This window comes from Chryseobacterium sp. PCH239 (genome assembly GCF_018924625.1).
In the GTDB taxonomy this organism is placed as follows: domain Bacteria; phylum Bacteroidota; class Bacteroidia; order Flavobacteriales; family Weeksellaceae; genus Chryseobacterium; species Chryseobacterium cucumeris.
In genome coordinates this window covers 191,691-209,368 of the sequence record NZ_CP073027.1, presented here as the reverse complement: position 1 = coordinate 209,368, position 17,678 = coordinate 191,691, and the positions used below count along the sequence as shown (strand labels likewise).

Here is a 17,678-nt window from a genome sequence, read left to right as displayed (position 1 = left end):
TAACTTTATGACAAACAATCTAAACAAAACTCTAATTTGCTTTTTAATTTCTAATGTAGTTCTGCTCAATGCCCAGCAAAAAGGCACTTCAGAGATCAAGGCAGGTTATGGTGTTCTTTCTTCCAACGAAATCGGCAAAGTCTTCACAGATATTATCATAGCACCATTTAGTGAAACGAAAACTACTGATGAAAAACATTCCGGAGCTCTTTTTATTGGTTACAATTATGCAGTTAAAGATAATTGGACCATCGGTACAGATCTTGTTTATGAAAGATATACAGCTTCTGTTAATAAACAAAACCTTACTGTAGCGGGCCAGAAGAATGATATATATACACTGGCTGTCAATAGTACTTATTCCTATATCTCGAAACCCAAGTTCAGAATGTATTCAGGGGTTGGTTTAGGATATACTTTTTCAAATGAAAAGCTTAGTCCTAATCAGTCAGATGTTCAAAGTGTATCTTCCAAAAGCAGTTCTTTCAACTTTCAGGTGATAGGAGCAGGTGTAAGAATAGGTGGAAAAATTGCAGGGTTTGCAGAATTAGGATTTGGATATAAAGGTATAATTAATTTAGGGATCAGCTATCAGCTTTAATTGTTAATCTTATTCTGTTGTATCATCAGTAAAACAGAATAAGATTTTAACCTTGTATACCTTATTTCAAGTTAAAAACAAATAGTAAAGATAAATGTATGATAAATAGAAACAAAATGTCTTATCATAGAGGTTCTGGCTGTTTTATTGTTATTAACTGATAATTTTTTCAGAATTAAATCAAAGAAAATTTGCTTTTATGACCAATCGGTCATATATTTGCATCATTATTTACTATTATTATGGCAAAAGGGGAGGAAACCAGACAGTTCATTATAGAAAAAGCAGCACCTATTTTTAATACAAAAGGGATTGCGGCTACTTCTATGAGTGATATTATGGAGGCCACCAAGTTGTCCAAAGGCAGTATGTACGTTCATTTTGAAAATAAAGAAGTACTTGCCTGTGCCGCTGTTGAGCATAATATGCAAATGCTGACTGATCAACTTCAAAAAACTTTAAGCAGATTCAAAACTTCCAGGGAACAGTTATTCGCCTATATTGATTTTTTTAGTGATCCCAACCATCCACCTGTAGTTGGCGGGTGTCCCCTGCTAAACTTTGGAACAGAAGCTGACGATACCAATCCAGTCGTTAAAGGAAAAATAAACAATGGAATAAAACAGGGAGAAAAATTAATTTCCGGTATTATAGAAAAAGGAATTTCCAATAAAGAATTCAGAGCGGAATGGGATGCGGAAGGTTTTGCAACAGTTTTGTTTGCCATGCTTGAAGGTGGACACTTAATGTCAAGAATGGCTGGTAATAACGATAAAATGATAACTATCGTCAAAAATCTTAAAAAAATGATTGAAGAAAATACAGTGTAATTTTTTTTATCCAAAATATGACCGATCGGTCATTTACATATGAAATAATTCTTTTAAAAAATATAATCATAACAATTTAAAAAACAGAACAATGTCAAAAACAGTTTTAATTACAGGTGCATCAAAAGGTTTCGGAAAAGCATGGGCAGAAGCCTTTTTAGCCAAAGGATACAATGTAGCTGCAACAGCCAGAAATGTAGAAACGCTTGATGATTTAAAAGAAAAATATGGAGATTCCGTATTGCCTTTAACCTTAGATGTAGATAAAAGAGAGGAATCATTATCAGTAGTTCAGAAAGTACACCAACACTTCGGCAGCATTGATATTCTGATTAATAATGCAGGATATGCACTAACAGGTGCGGTGGAAGAAACCAACGAACAGGAAGCAAGAGCACAGTTTGAAACGAATTTCTTTGGAACTTTATGGCTTACACAGGCGGTGCTTCCCATTATGAGAGATCAGAAAAGTGGTCATATCATTCAGGTTTCTTCTATTTTAGGATTGGCTACTTTACCAACCATGGGACTTTATAATGCATCTAAGTTTGCACTGGAAGGATTAAGCGAAACTTTAGCAACAGAAGTAAAAGGCTTTGGAATTAATGTAACTTTGGTAGAACCTAATGGCTATGCTTCCAATATCTGGCATACAGGAATTAATACACAAAGTAATCCTGTTTACGATGGTGTTAAAAAGGCTTTCTCAGAATCTGAAACTTCTTTTGGTGACGTAGCAGCTACAGCTCCTGCATTGATAAAGTTAGCAGAAACTGAAAATCCTCCTTTGCGTTTATTGCTTGGAAAAGTAGCACTTCCTTTCGTAAAACAAAATTACGAACAGCGCTTAAGAGTATGGGAAGAATGGAATGATGTATCTGTAGAAGCTCACGGATAACATCGAAAAAAATGTTTTCACAAAATAAGCTCCGTTTTTATAGAAGAACTGAGCTTATTTTTTTATCCTTTTTGAGATCAATATCTCAGTCACTTTTCTTAGCATTACTTTTCATCTGCTTCATATTGTTTCCTGTTCACCATCTGCAATGTCTGTTTCACTGTGAAATATGACTACTTGAACACATTACTCGTTTCCCAGGCGTATCTCAGGGTATAATTTTGTCTCATCAAAAAGAAAAAACAGATTTAAAATCTAATACAGCAAAGCAATGAAAACAACAATTTCAACAATTCTTTTAGCAGCAACTTTTATCTTAGGTACACCTGCTATTTCTAAGGCGCAAAAAAATGATACTGCTACTCTATTATCAAAAAATGATACCAGTATCCGTCCTTTTCACATCAATATTCCACAATCTCAGCTGGATGATCTTAAAAAACGTATTTCCGAAACCCGCTTCCCGGATAAAGAGACTGTGAAAGATGCTTCCCAGGGAATCCAGCTTGAGCAGTTAAAAGAACTTATCACCTATTGGGGCAACGGATACGACTGGAGAAAAGTAGAAAATAAACTGAATGCGCTTCCCCAATTTGTAACAAAAATTGACGGACTTGATATCCAGTTTATCCATGTACGTTCAAAGGAGCCTAATGCAATGCCTGTGATTCTTACTCATGGCTGGCCTGGTTCTCCGCTGGAGTTTATCAATGCAATAGATCCTTTGACTGATCCTGTAAAATACGGAGGAAAAGCAAGTGATGCTTTTGATGTAATTATACCTGCCATTCCGGGATATGGTTTTTCAGAGATTCCTGCTGAGCTTGGTTGGAACCCTGACCGCGTTGCCCGTGCATGGGATGTACTGATGAAAAGACTCGGCTACAAAAAATATGTTTCTGAAGGTGGTGACCATGGTTCTGTTATTTCTGATGCATTAGCAAAACAGGCTCCTTCAGGTCTTTTGGGAATCCACCTTACCATGCCTGCTACCATTCCTGCCGAACTTGTAAAACCAATCAATGCCGGTGATCCCGCTCCGTCAGGACTTTCTGCCTCAGAAGCAAAAGCATACAATGCAATGAGTACATTCTTTGGAAGAAATGCAGCTTACGGGGGAATGATGGTAACACGTCCACAGACAACAGGATATCTGCTTTCTGATTCTCCAACAGCCTTAGCAGCATTCCTTTACGAAAAAATTGCCGAATGGAGTGAAAGTGATCTTCATCCTGAGAATATCATTGGCCGTGATGCCATCCTGGATGATATTACCCTTTACTGGCTTACCAATACCGGAGCGTCTTCTTCACGTTTCTATTGGGAAAATAACAAGAATAATTTCAGTGCGGAGGCGCAGAAGACCAAAGACATTAAAGTTCCTGTAGCTGTTTCGGTATTTCCTCACGAAATTTATCAGGCTCCGGAAAGCTGGTCGAAGCAAGCTTATCCTACTTTATATTATTATCATAAAGCTTCAAAAGGCGGACATTTTGCAGCCTGGGAACAGCCGCAGATCTTTACAGAAGAGCTTAGAGCCGCTTTCAAAGATTTAAGAAAAAAACTTTAACAATAATAGGATCAATCAACAGAATCGTTTAATCTAAATAATAAAAATATGGAATTAAATACCATTCAGGAAGTAGAAAATACAACCGTAGTCAATATCAGTAAAGTACTGTATTCCGGTAATGTCGTTGTAACGGGAGGCCGTAACGGAGAAGCAAAAAGCAGTGATGGCAAACTTAGTATTGAACTAACTTCTCCCGGTTCAAAGGGAAACGGAACCAATCCGGAACAGCTGTTAGCAGCAGGATGGTCGGCATGTTTTATCGGTGCGATGCATTTAGGTGCGGTAAAAATGGGAGTTACCCTTCCTCCGGACTTATCTGTCAATACCTCTGTAGATCTGGCCACCAATGATGATGGATTTTTCCTGCAAGCCCATTTACAGGTACTTTTACCGGGATTTGCAATAGACGAAGCCAGAAAAGTTGTGGAAACAGCCCATGCAACATGTCCTTATTCAAAAGCAACCCGTGGAAATATCAATGTAAAAATAGATGTAGTAGTTTAGTTTTCAGAATGTTTATTGCATTTTGATTAAAACCTTCCCTGCCAAAAGCAAGGAAGGTTTTTTATTGTTTTAAAATCTGTCTATTTAGCTGCTGTAGTGATTTTGTTAAACGCATAAGGCACCACTCCAATCCCCAGGGTCAGTAAAACACCAACGAGATCATTCAGGTGGGGAAAATTGCTTACATCAAAATAATTCCAGATGGCAAAGGTGGTGAGAACACATGCCAGACCTACAGACACCAAACCGCTTATAAATGCAAGAAAACGGCTTACACTCGTATTAGGTTTTGAGGCATTGGGACCTTCACCATTGTCAGCTGTTGCGTCTGCGGCCTTCATTGCCTGCTGACTTTCAGTAGAAGCAGATAAAAAAGCCACTCTTTGTTTTGTTTTTTCTACCTCTATCTGAACATTCGCATCCTTATCCAAAAGGAGATCTTTTAAAGAGACTTTATCTTTTTTAAGTTTAAAAAAGACAAGACAGGTAATTAAAAGGAAGAGCAGAATAGGAGAAATTGCAATCCATTTTTCAGCATCGGTTATAGGAATTGGCTTTGGTACAGTCGGTATCGTGTTAGTCTGCTGTCCATACATCACAACAGATGTAAAGAGTGCGGTCAATAATAAAAGAAAATTCAAAGGTCTCATAGGGGTTAGTTTTGAAGTTGTTATGATTTTTTTAACCGCATCTGAATATACTTTACAGCATACAGTCTATTTTATCACAAATTTTGTGATTATATAACAACCTGTCAATTACCCAAATGGGTAATATTATATCAAAAAGAATCCCCGTATATAATATCTGAAAAACAATTTATTTTCAGGATATTAAGCACCAATTGATCTTCTATTATTAATTTCCAAAATTGACAAAATGAGGAACATCCGTTGCAAAACTATTCATTGGTAAAAGATTATTTCTGTTACTGTTAAAATCAAAAACAGAATTATTATCAAAAGGAACACGCGGATAATACATGAAAGAAATCTGAATCCTGTTGAAAACAAGATAGGGATTATTAATTAAAACACCTATTCCGATTTTTGTATTGGCTTTGGTCTTCAATAGTTTATCATCGGGCATTCCCAGCCAACCCACTGCAGTAGTTAAATAAGGGCTGAAATGGAAATTCTTCCAGGTTTTATTGATAAACAATTGAAGCTGATATCTTAACACTATTTTTTTTGTGCCAATATAATCAGAATTATAAACAGGAAATTCATCTGCAGAAGAAAGGTTGATCCTATCTTTATACGAGTAATTATGCTGTGGATTTCCCAAGGCTAATGTTGGAGAAAAGAAATGTCTTGCTTTGGCAAATTTCCAGTCCATAAGGTTGGTGAAATAAGTTCCGTCAAAGCGGAAAGATTCCCTGTTCTGACTGTCTTCATTAAAAAACCTTCCAAACTGTGCTTTCACTGTAAAATATCCCAGTTTTGTAAAACGCCCATAAGATGCTGAAATTCCCACATACGGATTCACTTCTTTATTTCTTGATAATCCTCCGGCAATGACGTTTACAGAATTGCCATAAGCAACATCCTCCGGCAAATCATATTGGAAAATATTCTTCTGAACTGAAAAGTTTCTCTGAATAAACCCAACAGACATCAGAAAACTGTTGTAAGAGCTGAAATATTGATACTGATCAATTCCCGGACTGTCTTTGTACTGATAGTTCTGAAATCTTCCTATGATGGCAATATTGCTGGATACCTTCTCACGGGGATCAGATGAAACAGGAATCTGATAACCTCCCCATAAATCCTGACTGTATACTTTAATCTGAACTTCAGGAAAAGCAGTATCCGTTTCTGTCGGAAGTAAAACCTTTCGCATAAAATATTCAAATGTAAAACCTCCCGCCCATTTCGTTAAAGGAGAGAAAAAGTCTCTTCTGAGGCTGAAATTAATTCTCTCATTTCTCGAAAAGTCCCGTTCTCCAAGAATCTGGGCATTGATATAAGTACCAAAAAGATTATAAGTGGTATAGCTTCCTAAGACATAATCCTGCTTTTCTTTAGAATCATTTCTGTAAAGGAAATCCAGGGTGTGTCCCAGTCCCAGTACATTCTCTTCAGTAACTCCCAAACCAATTTTACTTCCGGAATAACTGATTCTCGGCTTCAGACTCCAGGAATCCAATACCTTTACGACAACATCTATAGAATCTTTACTGGAAGTGCTGTCGGACACACTGATATTAACTCTGTTGATAAAAGGCATTGTTCTCAACAAACGCTCTGATTCATAGAGCTTTTGTGCGTTATATTCTTCTCCTTCTTCAAAAAGCAAAAAATTATTGATTGTTGATCTTCTGGTACTGGAATGAAGGTGATCCTTTACCCAATCATACCATTTGCCTATTTCCTTACCTTCTTTAGAACTGTATCCAAAAGGGTCAATGGTTTCTATCCTGACATTTCTGATAATTTTTTGTTATAAGTATTTTGTAAAAGCTTTTCAGTATTGGACTTCACGGAAGTGGAATCCGGCTCTCTACGAAATATAAAACGGTGAATGAATTTAGTAACTTTTCTCTTATCTGAAAATTCTTCTATTTTGTAATACAGCGAATCTTTCTTTTCCTGTGCATTTAAAAAGAAAAAACCACTTAAAAGGAAAATCAGAGTTACAGTCGTTCTAGCCATTAGTCATCAAAATTCAATAAAGTTTCTTGTATCAATTAATACGCCAATAAAGCTTCAATACCTACCACATTTCAGAAATTTTTCTATATAAAGCCCACTTTATTCGATAGTCTCATTTTATAAATAAAAGAGTGTCTGTATTTTATTATAAATTCATGTCAGATTAAGCCTAACATCAGTATTACATTCAGCGTGAAAGAAAACAACAGCAGAATAACCAGTTCTTTCAAAAAAGGGCTTTCTTTCCTGTAAATTTTGCTTACTATTGAAGATAATCCTAAAAATAGTAATCCTGCCAATGTAAAAAAATACTTCTGACTATTAATGCCGGAATAAAATCATTTTCTATCATTTGATTCCAATTTTCATTTGACCCTATCCAAAGTCTTGACATTGCTATTAAGCTTAGAAATCCAATGGTATAAATTACAGTTTTTAAAAGAAAAAAAGTGTTTGTTTTATAGGTGTATTCCATTCAGATTATAAAATAATAAGCTAAAATTATAAAAATTTTCCTTCTATAGCTTAAAAAAGAAATAAATCACTGCCACCCAATCTTTCTGTAACCGTGATTATAAAGAATATTATTTTTTCTATTTCTTTTTTTTAACTCGTTCAAATTCTTTTAAAAAACTCCAGAACCTTAATAAATATAGTAATACTTATTCTTACTTTTAAGAAGATCATTAGTTTTGTTTTTACGGAAAACCATAATGAGATAACCCCATTACAAGTTAATTTTACAAACACCAACCCGCAAATAGCAGAATAATATTTATAAATGTCAAATAAATGACAGCAGAAGAAATAAGAGAAATAGCAATAGACAGTTGCCAAAACTATTATGAATATCTACAGAATAACAATAAAGGCATCCAGGAAGTTGATGTTTTTGATTTAGAATATTTGCCAGGCAGGTATACTGTGATTAAGCTTCGTTTGTCTGCAAAGCTTTTTGATACAGAAGCTGTTTTTTTCAGGAATTTCCGCAATGGTAAAGATTATGATTCCACAGAAATTAAAATTATTGAATACGACAATGATAAAAATATACTTTTAATTAAACCTTCTGACAAAATATCCCCGGATTTCATTGGGCTACAAAGAAATGACCTTAAAGTGGTCTCTGATCTGAAGTTCCTGGTTGAAAGAGTGAAAGACTGGTACGTACATAATGGAAGCAATCTCTCCCTACCTACGAGAACTTCGAAATACTCAGAGGACTTTCAGAATATTGACTTTTTTCCTGAGAAAAATCTTCTGCCTTCCGAAAACCAAAAACAGTCATTAAAAAATATTTTCACGAATCCCTTTTCTTATGTTTGGGGAGCTCCCGGCACAGGGAAAACCCAATTTGTTCTTGCCTATGCAGTGCTCCATTATATCAGAAAAGGGGATACAATTGCCATTTTAGCTCCCACCAATAATGCGATTGAGCAAGTTTTAAAAGGGATCATTAAAATGACTGATAAGGCTGGGATCGACAGAAAAAAAATTATACGCCTGGGAACGCCCTCCAAAAAATTTGCGGAAGAATTTCCCGAAGTCTGTGAAGAAAAAGGGGTTCAAAAAAAGCTGGCTGAAATAGATAAACAAATTGATATTCTGGAACGAATGCTAAATTTTAAAAATCAGCAGCAAGCCATTGACAGATTTATAGACGTAACTCCTGAATTTGATGATTTAATTGAATTTTCTGAGCGTATAAAACGAGATACAGACTCATTGGCTGAGGTGAATATCATATTCAAAAAAAAGGAGATAGAGGTTAAGTTACTTTCTGAAAACAGCATTAAAGAAACTCAACAGCTGGAAAAAAATATTGCTAAAATAAATTCTATTTCCCATAAGATTATCAAAACATTCAGCAGTAAACCAACGCGTGCAGAAAAGGAAGTTTATGAGAGTAGAAAGAGAATTTATGATTTCAATAAAGATCTGGAATATTTGAAATATGAACTCTCTGAAATCAGTGAGAAAAGAACGGTTCAAGAGAGAGATTTAGCTGAGATTCAGAAAAAAGTATCTATAAAAATCACTAATCTGATTAACCAGACCAAATTTCTTCCGGAAGTTCAGTCTGTTCTTTCTAAACTGTCTGTCACAAATATAAAAGAAACTAAAAAAAAGGCAGATACCATACTCCTTCAAAAAAGAGATAAGTTAGAAGTTGACACGCATCTATTTTCAGAATACAAAAATCACAGCCCGGGCGTAATAGAATCTGAATTGGAAAGATATGTTCATTTAAGAGCTAAACTAGCTATTTCCTCTACTGAAGAACGTTTGAAGTCCGTCAATATCATTGGATGCACTTTAGATGGCTATATTGGACGTTATGCAGAATCAAAGTTAAATGTTGAGCATATTTTTCTGGATGAAGCAGGATATGCCAATATTATTAAAGCTTTGACATTGTTTAATCATTCAACGCCCATTTCATTTCTGGGGGATCACAAGCAATTACCTCCGGTTTGTGAAATTAACGACAGCAGTATTGAAAGGGATGGCAAGTTTTATAATATGTTTTTATGGGCTCAGTCTGCCATTTTCCTGGACACTCTTTTTTCGAAATCAAAGGATTTCTCCAGAAATCAGTACCTGGACAATTCGGAATTCAAATCTGAACATATTTCCAAGACTTCTTTAAATGCTACCTACAGGTTCGGAAATAATCTGGCTCAGATTCTATCTAAATATGTTTATGAAAACAACTTTAGCTCCAATAATCCGGAAGGTGAAACCCAGATACAGTATATTAATGCTAAAAAAAATGAAGGACCAAAATCAAGAGTATCAATGAATGAAGTTTCAGAAATAAGCAAGCTTGTTCATAACCTTAAAAAAATGGAACGGAGGATTTTGTCATTTTAACCCCGTATAAAAAACAAATAAGATTACTCAACAATTCTTTGCCACAAGAAAGAAATGATTTGAAAATCCTCACTGTTCACGGTTCTCAGGGCAGAGAATGGGATACTGTAATTTTAAGTATTGTTGACACCTATGATAAATGGTTTGTTGACACTACTATTCCTGTTTCCAAAGGCCTTAATCTGGTTAATACTGCTGTGAGTAGAGCTAAACGGAATTTAATTGTAGTGTGTGACAAAAATTATTGGGCAGTGCAAAGTGGGCAGCTTGTCACCGAACTTATCAATTGCGGAAAAGAGATAAAAAATTAATATGATCTCACTCATAACCGAAGGAATAGAATTATTTTATTTTTAAGTCTTGTTTATAATTATATTTTGCTTAAAACTGAATAAGCTTTCTGCCATCAGAAAGCTTATTTTAATTTTAAATCATAAATTCTGCAAAACGCACCCCCTCTATCAAACTATTTTACAGTATTTTATGATTTTATTTTGATTTTCTCTGCACCAATTATTAGTGGAAGCTAACTTAAATCATAAAAGAATAGCATCCGGTATAAGCTTTTTTACTTATTTTTACTCATTATAAATAAAAATAACACATGAGAAAAATTGTACTTACGGGAATAGCAGTTATAGGAGGGTTTCTAACAGCACATGCACAATGTAAACCTGTAGCCACTCTTAGAGAAAGTTTTGATACCTGGAAAGACATCAATAAATGCTGGATGGCTCAATCCGGAAAAGCTATGCTTTATGCAAGTGATAAAAGAATTATATTCTATTCAATGAACAATCCTGGAGAAAACATGTATCTGGTAACACCGGAAATCAAAGCTGGAATCTATACACTGTCTCTTGATCTTTCTGATAATGGAGGAGAAACTACCTTAGAACTTTTTTCAGTAGACAACCCTTCTGATGTAAAAACCTATGTTTCAATTACTAAACCTTCCAAAATAACAGGTGACAAAAAAACATTTACTGTTTCTTTGAAAAAAGATTCACATTTAGGTTTGAAAGTTATGCTAAATGGAGTACATCAGGCGGTTTATATGGATAACTTTTATCTACAGGCAAAGAAATAGAGACTTTAGCTTTATTTTTTACTCATAAAAAAACGTTTACCTCTTGTTTCAGAAATGCTTTAATCTCTAAAGAATAAATCGGATTTAAACTTCCCATAATTATTACCGTAGATAAAAATAGTTCGCAAAGATAAAAGACCACAGATATAATAAAAACCAATATTTGTAGATAAAAAACTACATTCCACAGAAAGCATTCTATATCAGACTTTTGGGAATTAAGAGGAAAAAGAGTATATCCGATGGATATACTCTTAAAAACTTAGAAAAAAAACGAAGTAATACTCCCCTTACTACTTTTTATAATGGAAAAATGCAGATTATACTAAAAATATCCTCTTCCATTTTGTAACCGTATTTCTGCTTAATTTAAAATGTTTGGCTAGCTGGCTATTATTTAATTTATGTGTTTTCTGATAATCAAGAATTTCAAAAATAGTCTGTCTATCATAGGATTTGAATTTCTGACTTTCAGAAAATCCATCAAAAAAGATAATATTATTAATCTTCAAAACATCGGATAAAGACAGGGTATCTTTTGATAGATATTTCTTTACATATTCTCTTTTATCCGGACATTTAGATTCTATGAAATCATGGTAAATTCTTTTATAATTAGGTCCCGTATTTATTGCTTGTACTTGCTTATCCATTTATTCAATGTTGATTTGGGAATTCCGTAATGATTAATGATTTCAACTTGAGTCTTCTGTTTATTTTCGAGGAGCTCCAGCATATAGTCTATAATTTCTTTTGTATATAAACTCTTCCGGAATTGGGGTAATTTTGATTTTACCACATTTTTATTCTGACTGGCAACGGGAGCGTATAATATTAAATGATTGGAGTAGAGACGGAAAAAATCATATTCCAATAACTTTGACCATTTTAGAAGTACATCCACATCTAAGGATTTCATAGAATACATTTCCAGGATCTCTTTTTCTGTCGAGTGTAAGAATCTGCAGATTCTGCCCATATCAATATCCTGTTCATTTACACGCTCATATACCAAAGCACCAATATGAATATCTTTTAAATTTTCCATCTTAAACTAATTTGTCTTTATTCAAAAAGCAACATTATTGATCAGAAGAAAGTTTCTGGTCTTTCTTTACCAAATTGTTGGTTATATCTCCCAAAAGCTGGCAGGTTTCATTTTCATTACAAAAAGTAATATCAATATTTCGTCTTAATACCTTTCCTGAAGAATTTGAAAAAAGAATAATTAAATATTTTCGAAAGCCTCTTTTTTTTACTTCTATCCGTACAATTTTTTTTTGAGGCATTTCAAAGACTGGCAATTTTTTCCCACCTGAAAACCATTGATAGTTTTTAATGGAAACCACCTGTCCGGAATTCTCATATTCGAATACAAAACGTTTTTTCAATGCTCCGTATGCGAGCACAGCTAAGGCTGTCACGAAAAATATTCCTGAAAATAAAGGGTAACCAAAATACATAAGAATAATAATGTTCAAAAAAAGCAGCACCAATACAACTAACTGAAAAATCATGTATCGGCTTACTTTTTTCTTATTATTTATTTTCATTCCTCTCCAATATTAAAAGTGTTTATTCTTATTCATTTTATCCGCATACATCCTTGAATTCAAATGGCGGAATATCGCTATCCCGCTCATTCAAAAATGTAATTAATAATCTTAATTTTTATAAAAACTATATCCTACGGATTGTACTCCCCAGTTTTGTAAAAGACCAGGATTCGTAAGGGTTTCTCTTGATGAAAAGTTTTCTATTCCATATAACAATTCTACTTTATATTCGCTATCAGGATCAACATTCACTGTCGTACCATCTCCAATACTATAAAAAGCAGATAAAAAATATCTGAAATTCTGGTTGGTACTCCCTGGTGTTGTGTATAGATTTCCTGTATTATCCCTGGTTGTCGATTCTTGAAGATATGGTGAAATCTGAGTGGTCTGCATTGTTACTGTAACTACATCAACAACAGACCACGTAGTTCCCGTTTTTTTATAGAGTCTGGCATAGGCTCTGCTATGAAAGAAAAGGGGCAATCTAATTCTCCCAGTTCCTCCAATTATATTTATTTGAGACCAGTCAAATCCATAGGCCATTTCAAACCAGGTACTCCATGTTGCTGTACCTCTTCTTATAGAGCCTGCAGGAAACTTAAATATAACCTGTGAATTAGGTATCACCCAGCAGTTAGCTGGCTGTATAGTAGTCCCTGAGCCGCCATCCTGTGCATTCGTTTGCAGTGGATTTAATATAGATGTTAAGGGTACATTTACACTCGTATTTTGTCTAACATTACTATCAACATTGTACAAAATAAAATCGTTTGGGTCAACAGTCTTAAACATTCCTATATTTCCATTACCATCAGCAACCATAGAAGTTCCGGCTGGAATAATTGGTAAATCTCTCACACGTAACTGACCATTTACATCTAGCGTTTTTGTTGGTGATGTTGTGTTGATCCCAACATTTCCAGTTTGTGCAAAAATGCTGGATGATAAGCCTAACAGAACTGCTGTTAAAGATGTAATTTTTGTGTTTTTAATAGCACTTGGGTTTAATTTTTTCACATTCATTTGTTTATTATTCATCTTTTGTTTTTTAGAAACAGATATTTAATTCATAATTTATTTATGTAAAATATTTTTCAATGAAAATCTGTATAATTTTCACTTAAAAAACTTGTGTAAAATAGATTTATTTATCTCTATAAATACAGAGGAGAAGCTACTCCCCTGTATAAAATGACCTTGAAGCCAAGTTTAAAATGCTTGGGAACATATTTAACTTTAATGGTTAAAATCAAGTAATAAATTTATAGTGCAAAGATCTGATAACCTTGATAAACACTAAAATAATTACTGTAAAGATAGATTATCAATATTGTCATTTTTAATTGGCTTTGTTGTAGTTTATAAACGACATTTTAAAATTTTAACAATCATTAATTTTTACTACATTTATGTTACTAATAATTCAATGCAGAATGAAAAATTATCTTTAATAACCTACCCATGTCTTCTAAAATCCTCATATTCCTATTCTCGGTCTGTATACAGTTTTGTTATAGCCAACAGGCAGCTTCTGTATGGTACGACACAGATAACGGCCTTCCACAGAATAGTGTAAAAGACATTATTAAAGATAAATATGGTTTTATTTGGCTCAGTACAGAAAATGGATTAGTACGCTATGACGGCTATAATTTTGTAACATATAATCATCTTAACCTTAAGAATAACCGCTTTTCAGTATTTTTTGGAAGTATAAAAAAGGATTCTATTTATAATATAACAGCATATACTGAAAACATAGTTCTCCTTACTAAAAGAAATATAAACGTTTTGCATCAGCAGACCAATTGTACGAAAAAAGTGCAGCATGAAAGTAAATCATATGGATTATTTGTAAAAAGCGGAACCCCGGAAAAAATAAATAATAAAAATTTTTTTATCTATTTTGACAAAAAGAATTTCTACCATTTACTGAACAATGGAACCATATGGTATAATGATTCCAGCACAGTTGCTTTAAAGGAATTGCATGATAATTATATAGCAGACACATTTTGTTTTGGGCAAGATATTTTTATTGTTTCCAGAACATTAAAAAAGATTATCAAAATTTCGTCAGGTAAAGTTGGCTATTTGGATGCTTCAGACATTTTCTTCCAAAAGAATGTCAAAATTTACTGGAGCCAGATCAATAATCAATGTTTTATCCTACATGATAATATTTTGTACAAAGTTTCCTATCAAGACAATGTGATCGGATTAAAAAAAATGATCAATTATGATCTTAATGAAAACTCTTTGGCTTCCATTTATCATGATGAGATCAACAATAAATTGTATCTCGGCACTTTATCAGATGGATTGAACGTCATTAAGTTTAACAATTTTCATGTAGCCAACCGATCTGATAAATCCTATGAAAATATTTTTTATTCAATACTTCCTTTTGACAATGATAAAGTAATTACCTCTTCAGGAGATGTGTACGATGAAAATGGACTGCTAAAGCAGTATCATTTCAATACAACAACCAAATATTTCTTACTGTACGACAACCAAAAAAATATTATTGTTCAAAATGGCAAGACACTAGTCCGTTTTTTAAAGAGTTCTGATTATACTAAAAACGAATCACATCATTTTGACAAAACAGCGTCTTATGTACTGAATATCAACAATTACTACATTATAACGTTTCACATCCCTTCGTTACAATCTGAACTCACCTTCTATAAAGACTCCAGTTTTGAAAATCCTTTTTTACATTTTTCGATTCCTAATATTGTGACTTCAGTACAGGAACTGGGTCATAATAAATGGCTGGTAGGGAGCAGAGATGCTTTGTATTCGATAGAAGCTCCTTCTTTTATTCCTAAAAAAATATCTGTAAGCCCCATACATATTAGAGAAATTACAAAGACAAGGGATGGAAATTTTTGGATTATGACTCAGGGAAACGGCTTTTTCCTCTATAAAAATGGGCAGCTCATTAAAATGCCTCAAGATAAAAACGGCTATCTTTTATTTTCACATACTATTCTGGAGGATAAAAACGGGTTTCTATGGATCAGTACTAATAACGGTTTATTCAAGGTATTCAAAGACAATCTGCTTCAATCTGTTAAAGACCCAAAAGTCTTACCCAACTATTACCGATACAGTAAAGAAGACGGCTTTAATACGAATGAGTTTAACGGAGGATGTTCGCCAAGTGCAGCGGCTCTTCAAAATGGCAGTTTCGTGTTTCCTTCCATCAAAGGCCTGGTATTTTTCGATCCTCAGAAAATAAGAAGCTATTATCCTGAAAACTTCTTTTTGGAACGGGTAGTATTCTCAGAATCCAAAAGCAGTATACAAGGTCAGAATATTAATCTGGAAAATAACTTCTATAAAGCGGTTATTTTAATCGATATTCCTTATTATGCTAACAGGGCCAATCTGGTTATCGAGGCAAAATTAAAGAATTCCAAGAATGAAAAATGGGAAAGAGTAAACAATGATGGTAAATATTATATAGCAAATCTTGAGCCCGGAGAATATCAGCTCATTGTAAGGGTGTTAACTTCACCTGAAGGCAAATACATTTATAAAACACTCAATATCAGCGTAAAATATCTATTTTATCAGACGCTTATTTTTAAATCCTGTATTGTTTTATTATTAGCTCTCATTGTATTTACCCTCCTTAAAATAAGAATAAAAAGACAGGAACAGAAAAAAAGAGAACTTGAAAAAATTATTGAAGCTAGAACCCGAACGCTATCAAAAACAGTCTCAAAATTAGAATATACCAAAGAGCAGCTTCGAAAAGAGAGTGTCCAACAGAAAAAACTGCTGGAGACCATAAGCCACGATATTATTACGCCTATAAAATTTTTATCCATTACAGCACAAAAGTTATATGAAACTGATGAGCATGACCGTTATATTCAAAAGAAATATTTTGAAAGTTTCTACAAATCTTCGGTAGAGTTTTACAATTTCGTAAAAACCTTAAAAGAGTATGCAGAAATTTATAATATTTCTGAAAAGAATGAAACCTATAATATTTATGAAGTTGTAGAAGCAAAAAAAATACTTTTTGAAGTTGCTGCCAAAGAACAAAATACCCTGATCGTTAACAATATTAAAGATCCTACTTATTCAAAGATCAATCAGAATGTGATTGCCGTTATCATCCATAATCTCATAGACAATGCAATTAAAAATACCACCAATGGAGTTATAGAACTTTCTACTAGTGAGGATAGCACCTTCTTCTTTCTGGAAGTAAGAGATACCGGCAGAGGAATGAGTAAGGAACAGATGACCTATTATGAAAAGCTTCAGGATAATATCGAAAATGAAAAACTCGTGTTGCAAAAATACAGCTTAGGATTGCACCTCATCCTTCAGCTGCTCATGATGATCAATGGTAAAATTGAATTTAAAAATAACACCCCTATTGGAACGATTGTATCAATTAAAATAAAAAAACAAAAAAATGACTAGAAAAATTATTATCGCCGACGATCATTTTGTAGTAAGATTGGGAACAACCCTGATTTTGGAATCCCACTACAAAGACGTAAAAATCTCATGTGCAGAATCTTATACAGAACTCACAGAAAAATTACAGACTGAACAATTTGACTTGCTCATCCTGGACATCAATATGCCGGAAAGTAAATATTTAAGCATGATTGGTGAATTAAAAAAAATACAGCCCACTCTTAAAATTCTGGTTTTCTCTGTATATGACAATGATATCGCAGTACAGTATATCATTGAAGGTGCCGATGGATATATCAATAAATTATCGGATGAAAACAATATTCTGGAAGCAGTTCAGCAAATCTTTGAAACCGGAACCTACTACTCTCCTGAGATTGTGAAAAAACTGGTTTCTTCTGCTAAAAAAAATAATCCCGTAAATCCACTCGAAACATTATCAGAAAGAGAAAAGGAAATATTTGACCTGCTGGTTAAAGGGTATGGAAACATTGAAATATCAAATGAATTAAATCTTCACCTTTCCACAGTAAGTACCTACAAGGCAAGAATTTATAAAAAACTGAATATTAAAAATACTGTTGACCTTGTAAGGTTAGGTGATAAAAACCAAACACACAAACACAAGTAATCAACTGGT

At 33.7% G+C, this 17,678-nt stretch carries 17 protein-coding genes; 10 read left to right on the top strand and 7 right to left on the bottom strand.

The window, feature by feature from the left end; genetic code table 11:
• The first annotated feature begins 7 nt into the window (after positions 1-7).
• The 5 genes from KBP46_RS01050 to KBP46_RS01030 all read left to right on the top strand — a co-directional run bounded on the left by KBP46_RS01050 (position 8) and on the right by KBP46_RS01030 (position 4,406).
• Complete coding sequence (locus KBP46_RS01050; protein WP_123279945.1) at positions 8-601, top strand: outer membrane beta-barrel protein; 594 nt, start codon at positions 8-10, stop codon at positions 599-601.
• A 242-nt stretch (positions 602-843) separates the two neighbouring features.
• Complete coding sequence (locus KBP46_RS01045) at positions 844-1,431, top strand: TetR/AcrR family transcriptional regulator (RefSeq protein ID WP_062675205.1); 588 nt, start codon at positions 844-846, stop codon at positions 1,429-1,431.
• 91 nt (positions 1,432-1,522) lie between these two features.
• Positions 1,523-2,329 (top strand): SDR family NAD(P)-dependent oxidoreductase, encoded by an 807-nt coding sequence (locus KBP46_RS01040; protein WP_123279944.1) that lies wholly within the window; start codon positions 1,523-1,525, stop codon positions 2,327-2,329.
• A 271-nt stretch (positions 2,330-2,600) separates the two neighbouring features.
• Positions 2,601-3,899 carry an epoxide hydrolase family protein gene (locus KBP46_RS01035; protein WP_216444413.1) on the top strand — a complete coding sequence of 433 codons (1,299 nt, stop codon included), beginning with the start codon at positions 2,601-2,603 and terminating at the stop codon, positions 3,897-3,899.
• Positions 3,900-3,947: 48 nt separating this feature from the next.
• On the top strand, positions 3,948-4,406 hold the full coding sequence (locus KBP46_RS01030) for an organic hydroperoxide resistance protein (protein WP_062675208.1): 459 nt from the start codon (positions 3,948-3,950) through the stop codon (positions 4,404-4,406).
• Between the two features lie 80 nt (positions 4,407-4,486).
• On the opposite strand, the gene KBP46_RS01025 is transcribed toward KBP46_RS01030, so the two are convergent.
• The 3 genes from KBP46_RS01025 to KBP46_RS23395 form a co-directional block, all read right to left on the bottom strand.
• Entirely contained in the window at positions 4,487-5,056 is a 570-nt protein-coding gene (locus KBP46_RS01025; RefSeq protein WP_216444412.1) for a hypothetical protein, read from the bottom strand.
• A 208-nt stretch (positions 5,057-5,264) separates the two neighbouring features.
• Complete coding sequence (locus KBP46_RS01020; RefSeq protein WP_253297147.1) at positions 5,265-6,707, bottom strand: hypothetical protein; 1,443 nt, start codon at positions 6,705-6,707, stop codon at positions 5,265-5,267.
• A gap of 116 nt (positions 6,708-6,823) precedes the next feature.
• Complete coding sequence (locus KBP46_RS23395) at positions 6,824-7,063, bottom strand: hypothetical protein (protein WP_253297146.1); 240 nt, start codon at positions 7,061-7,063, stop codon at positions 6,824-6,826.
• Positions 7,064-7,855: 792 nt separating this feature from the next.
• Here KBP46_RS23395 and KBP46_RS01015 point away from each other — a divergent pair.
• From KBP46_RS01015 to KBP46_RS01005, 3 genes are all read left to right on the top strand, one after another.
• Positions 7,856-9,937, top strand: a complete 2,082-nt coding sequence (locus tag KBP46_RS01015) for an AAA domain-containing protein (RefSeq protein WP_216444411.1) — start codon at positions 7,856-7,858, stop codon at positions 9,935-9,937.
• 38 nt (positions 9,938-9,975) lie between these two features.
• On the top strand, positions 9,976-10,248 hold the full coding sequence (locus KBP46_RS01010) for an AAA domain-containing protein (RefSeq protein ID WP_253297145.1): 273 nt from the start codon (positions 9,976-9,978) through the stop codon (positions 10,246-10,248).
• Between the two features lie 293 nt (positions 10,249-10,541).
• On the top strand, positions 10,542-11,027 hold the full coding sequence (locus KBP46_RS01005) for a hypothetical protein (protein ID WP_216444410.1): 486 nt from the start codon (positions 10,542-10,544) through the stop codon (positions 11,025-11,027).
• 320 nt (positions 11,028-11,347) lie between these two features.
• Here KBP46_RS01005 and KBP46_RS01000 read toward each other — a convergent pair whose 3' ends face one another.
• From KBP46_RS01000 to KBP46_RS00985, 4 genes are all read right to left on the bottom strand, one after another.
• Positions 11,348-11,680 (bottom strand): hypothetical protein, encoded by a 333-nt coding sequence (locus KBP46_RS01000; protein ID WP_062675214.1) that lies wholly within the window; start codon positions 11,678-11,680, stop codon positions 11,348-11,350.
• Complete coding sequence (locus KBP46_RS00995; RefSeq protein WP_123279938.1) at positions 11,656-12,075, bottom strand: helix-turn-helix domain containing protein; 420 nt, start codon at positions 12,073-12,075, stop codon at positions 11,656-11,658. The genes KBP46_RS01000 and KBP46_RS00995 overlap by 25 nt, the downstream gene beginning before the upstream one ends.
• A 34-nt stretch (positions 12,076-12,109) precedes the next feature.
• Positions 12,110-12,580, bottom strand: coding sequence for a hypothetical protein (locus tag KBP46_RS00990; RefSeq protein ID WP_062675216.1), 471 nt, complete (start codon positions 12,578-12,580; stop codon positions 12,110-12,112).
• 111 nt (positions 12,581-12,691) lie between these two features.
• Entirely contained in the window at positions 12,692-13,624 is a 933-nt protein-coding gene (locus KBP46_RS00985; protein WP_216444409.1) for a hypothetical protein, read from the bottom strand.
• 423 nt (positions 13,625-14,047) lie between these two features.
• Here KBP46_RS00985 and KBP46_RS00980 point away from each other — a divergent pair, with 423 nt between their 5' ends.
• On the top strand, positions 14,048-17,038 hold the full coding sequence (locus KBP46_RS00980) for a two-component regulator propeller domain-containing protein (protein ID WP_216444408.1): 2,991 nt from the start codon (positions 14,048-14,050) through the stop codon (positions 17,036-17,038).
• Positions 17,031-17,669 carry a response regulator transcription factor gene (locus tag KBP46_RS00975; RefSeq protein WP_062675219.1) on the top strand — a complete coding sequence of 213 codons (639 nt, stop codon included), beginning with the start codon at positions 17,031-17,033 and terminating at the stop codon, positions 17,667-17,669. The genes KBP46_RS00980 and KBP46_RS00975 overlap by 8 nt, the downstream gene beginning before the upstream one ends.
• Positions 17,670-17,678: the final 9 nt, after the last annotated feature.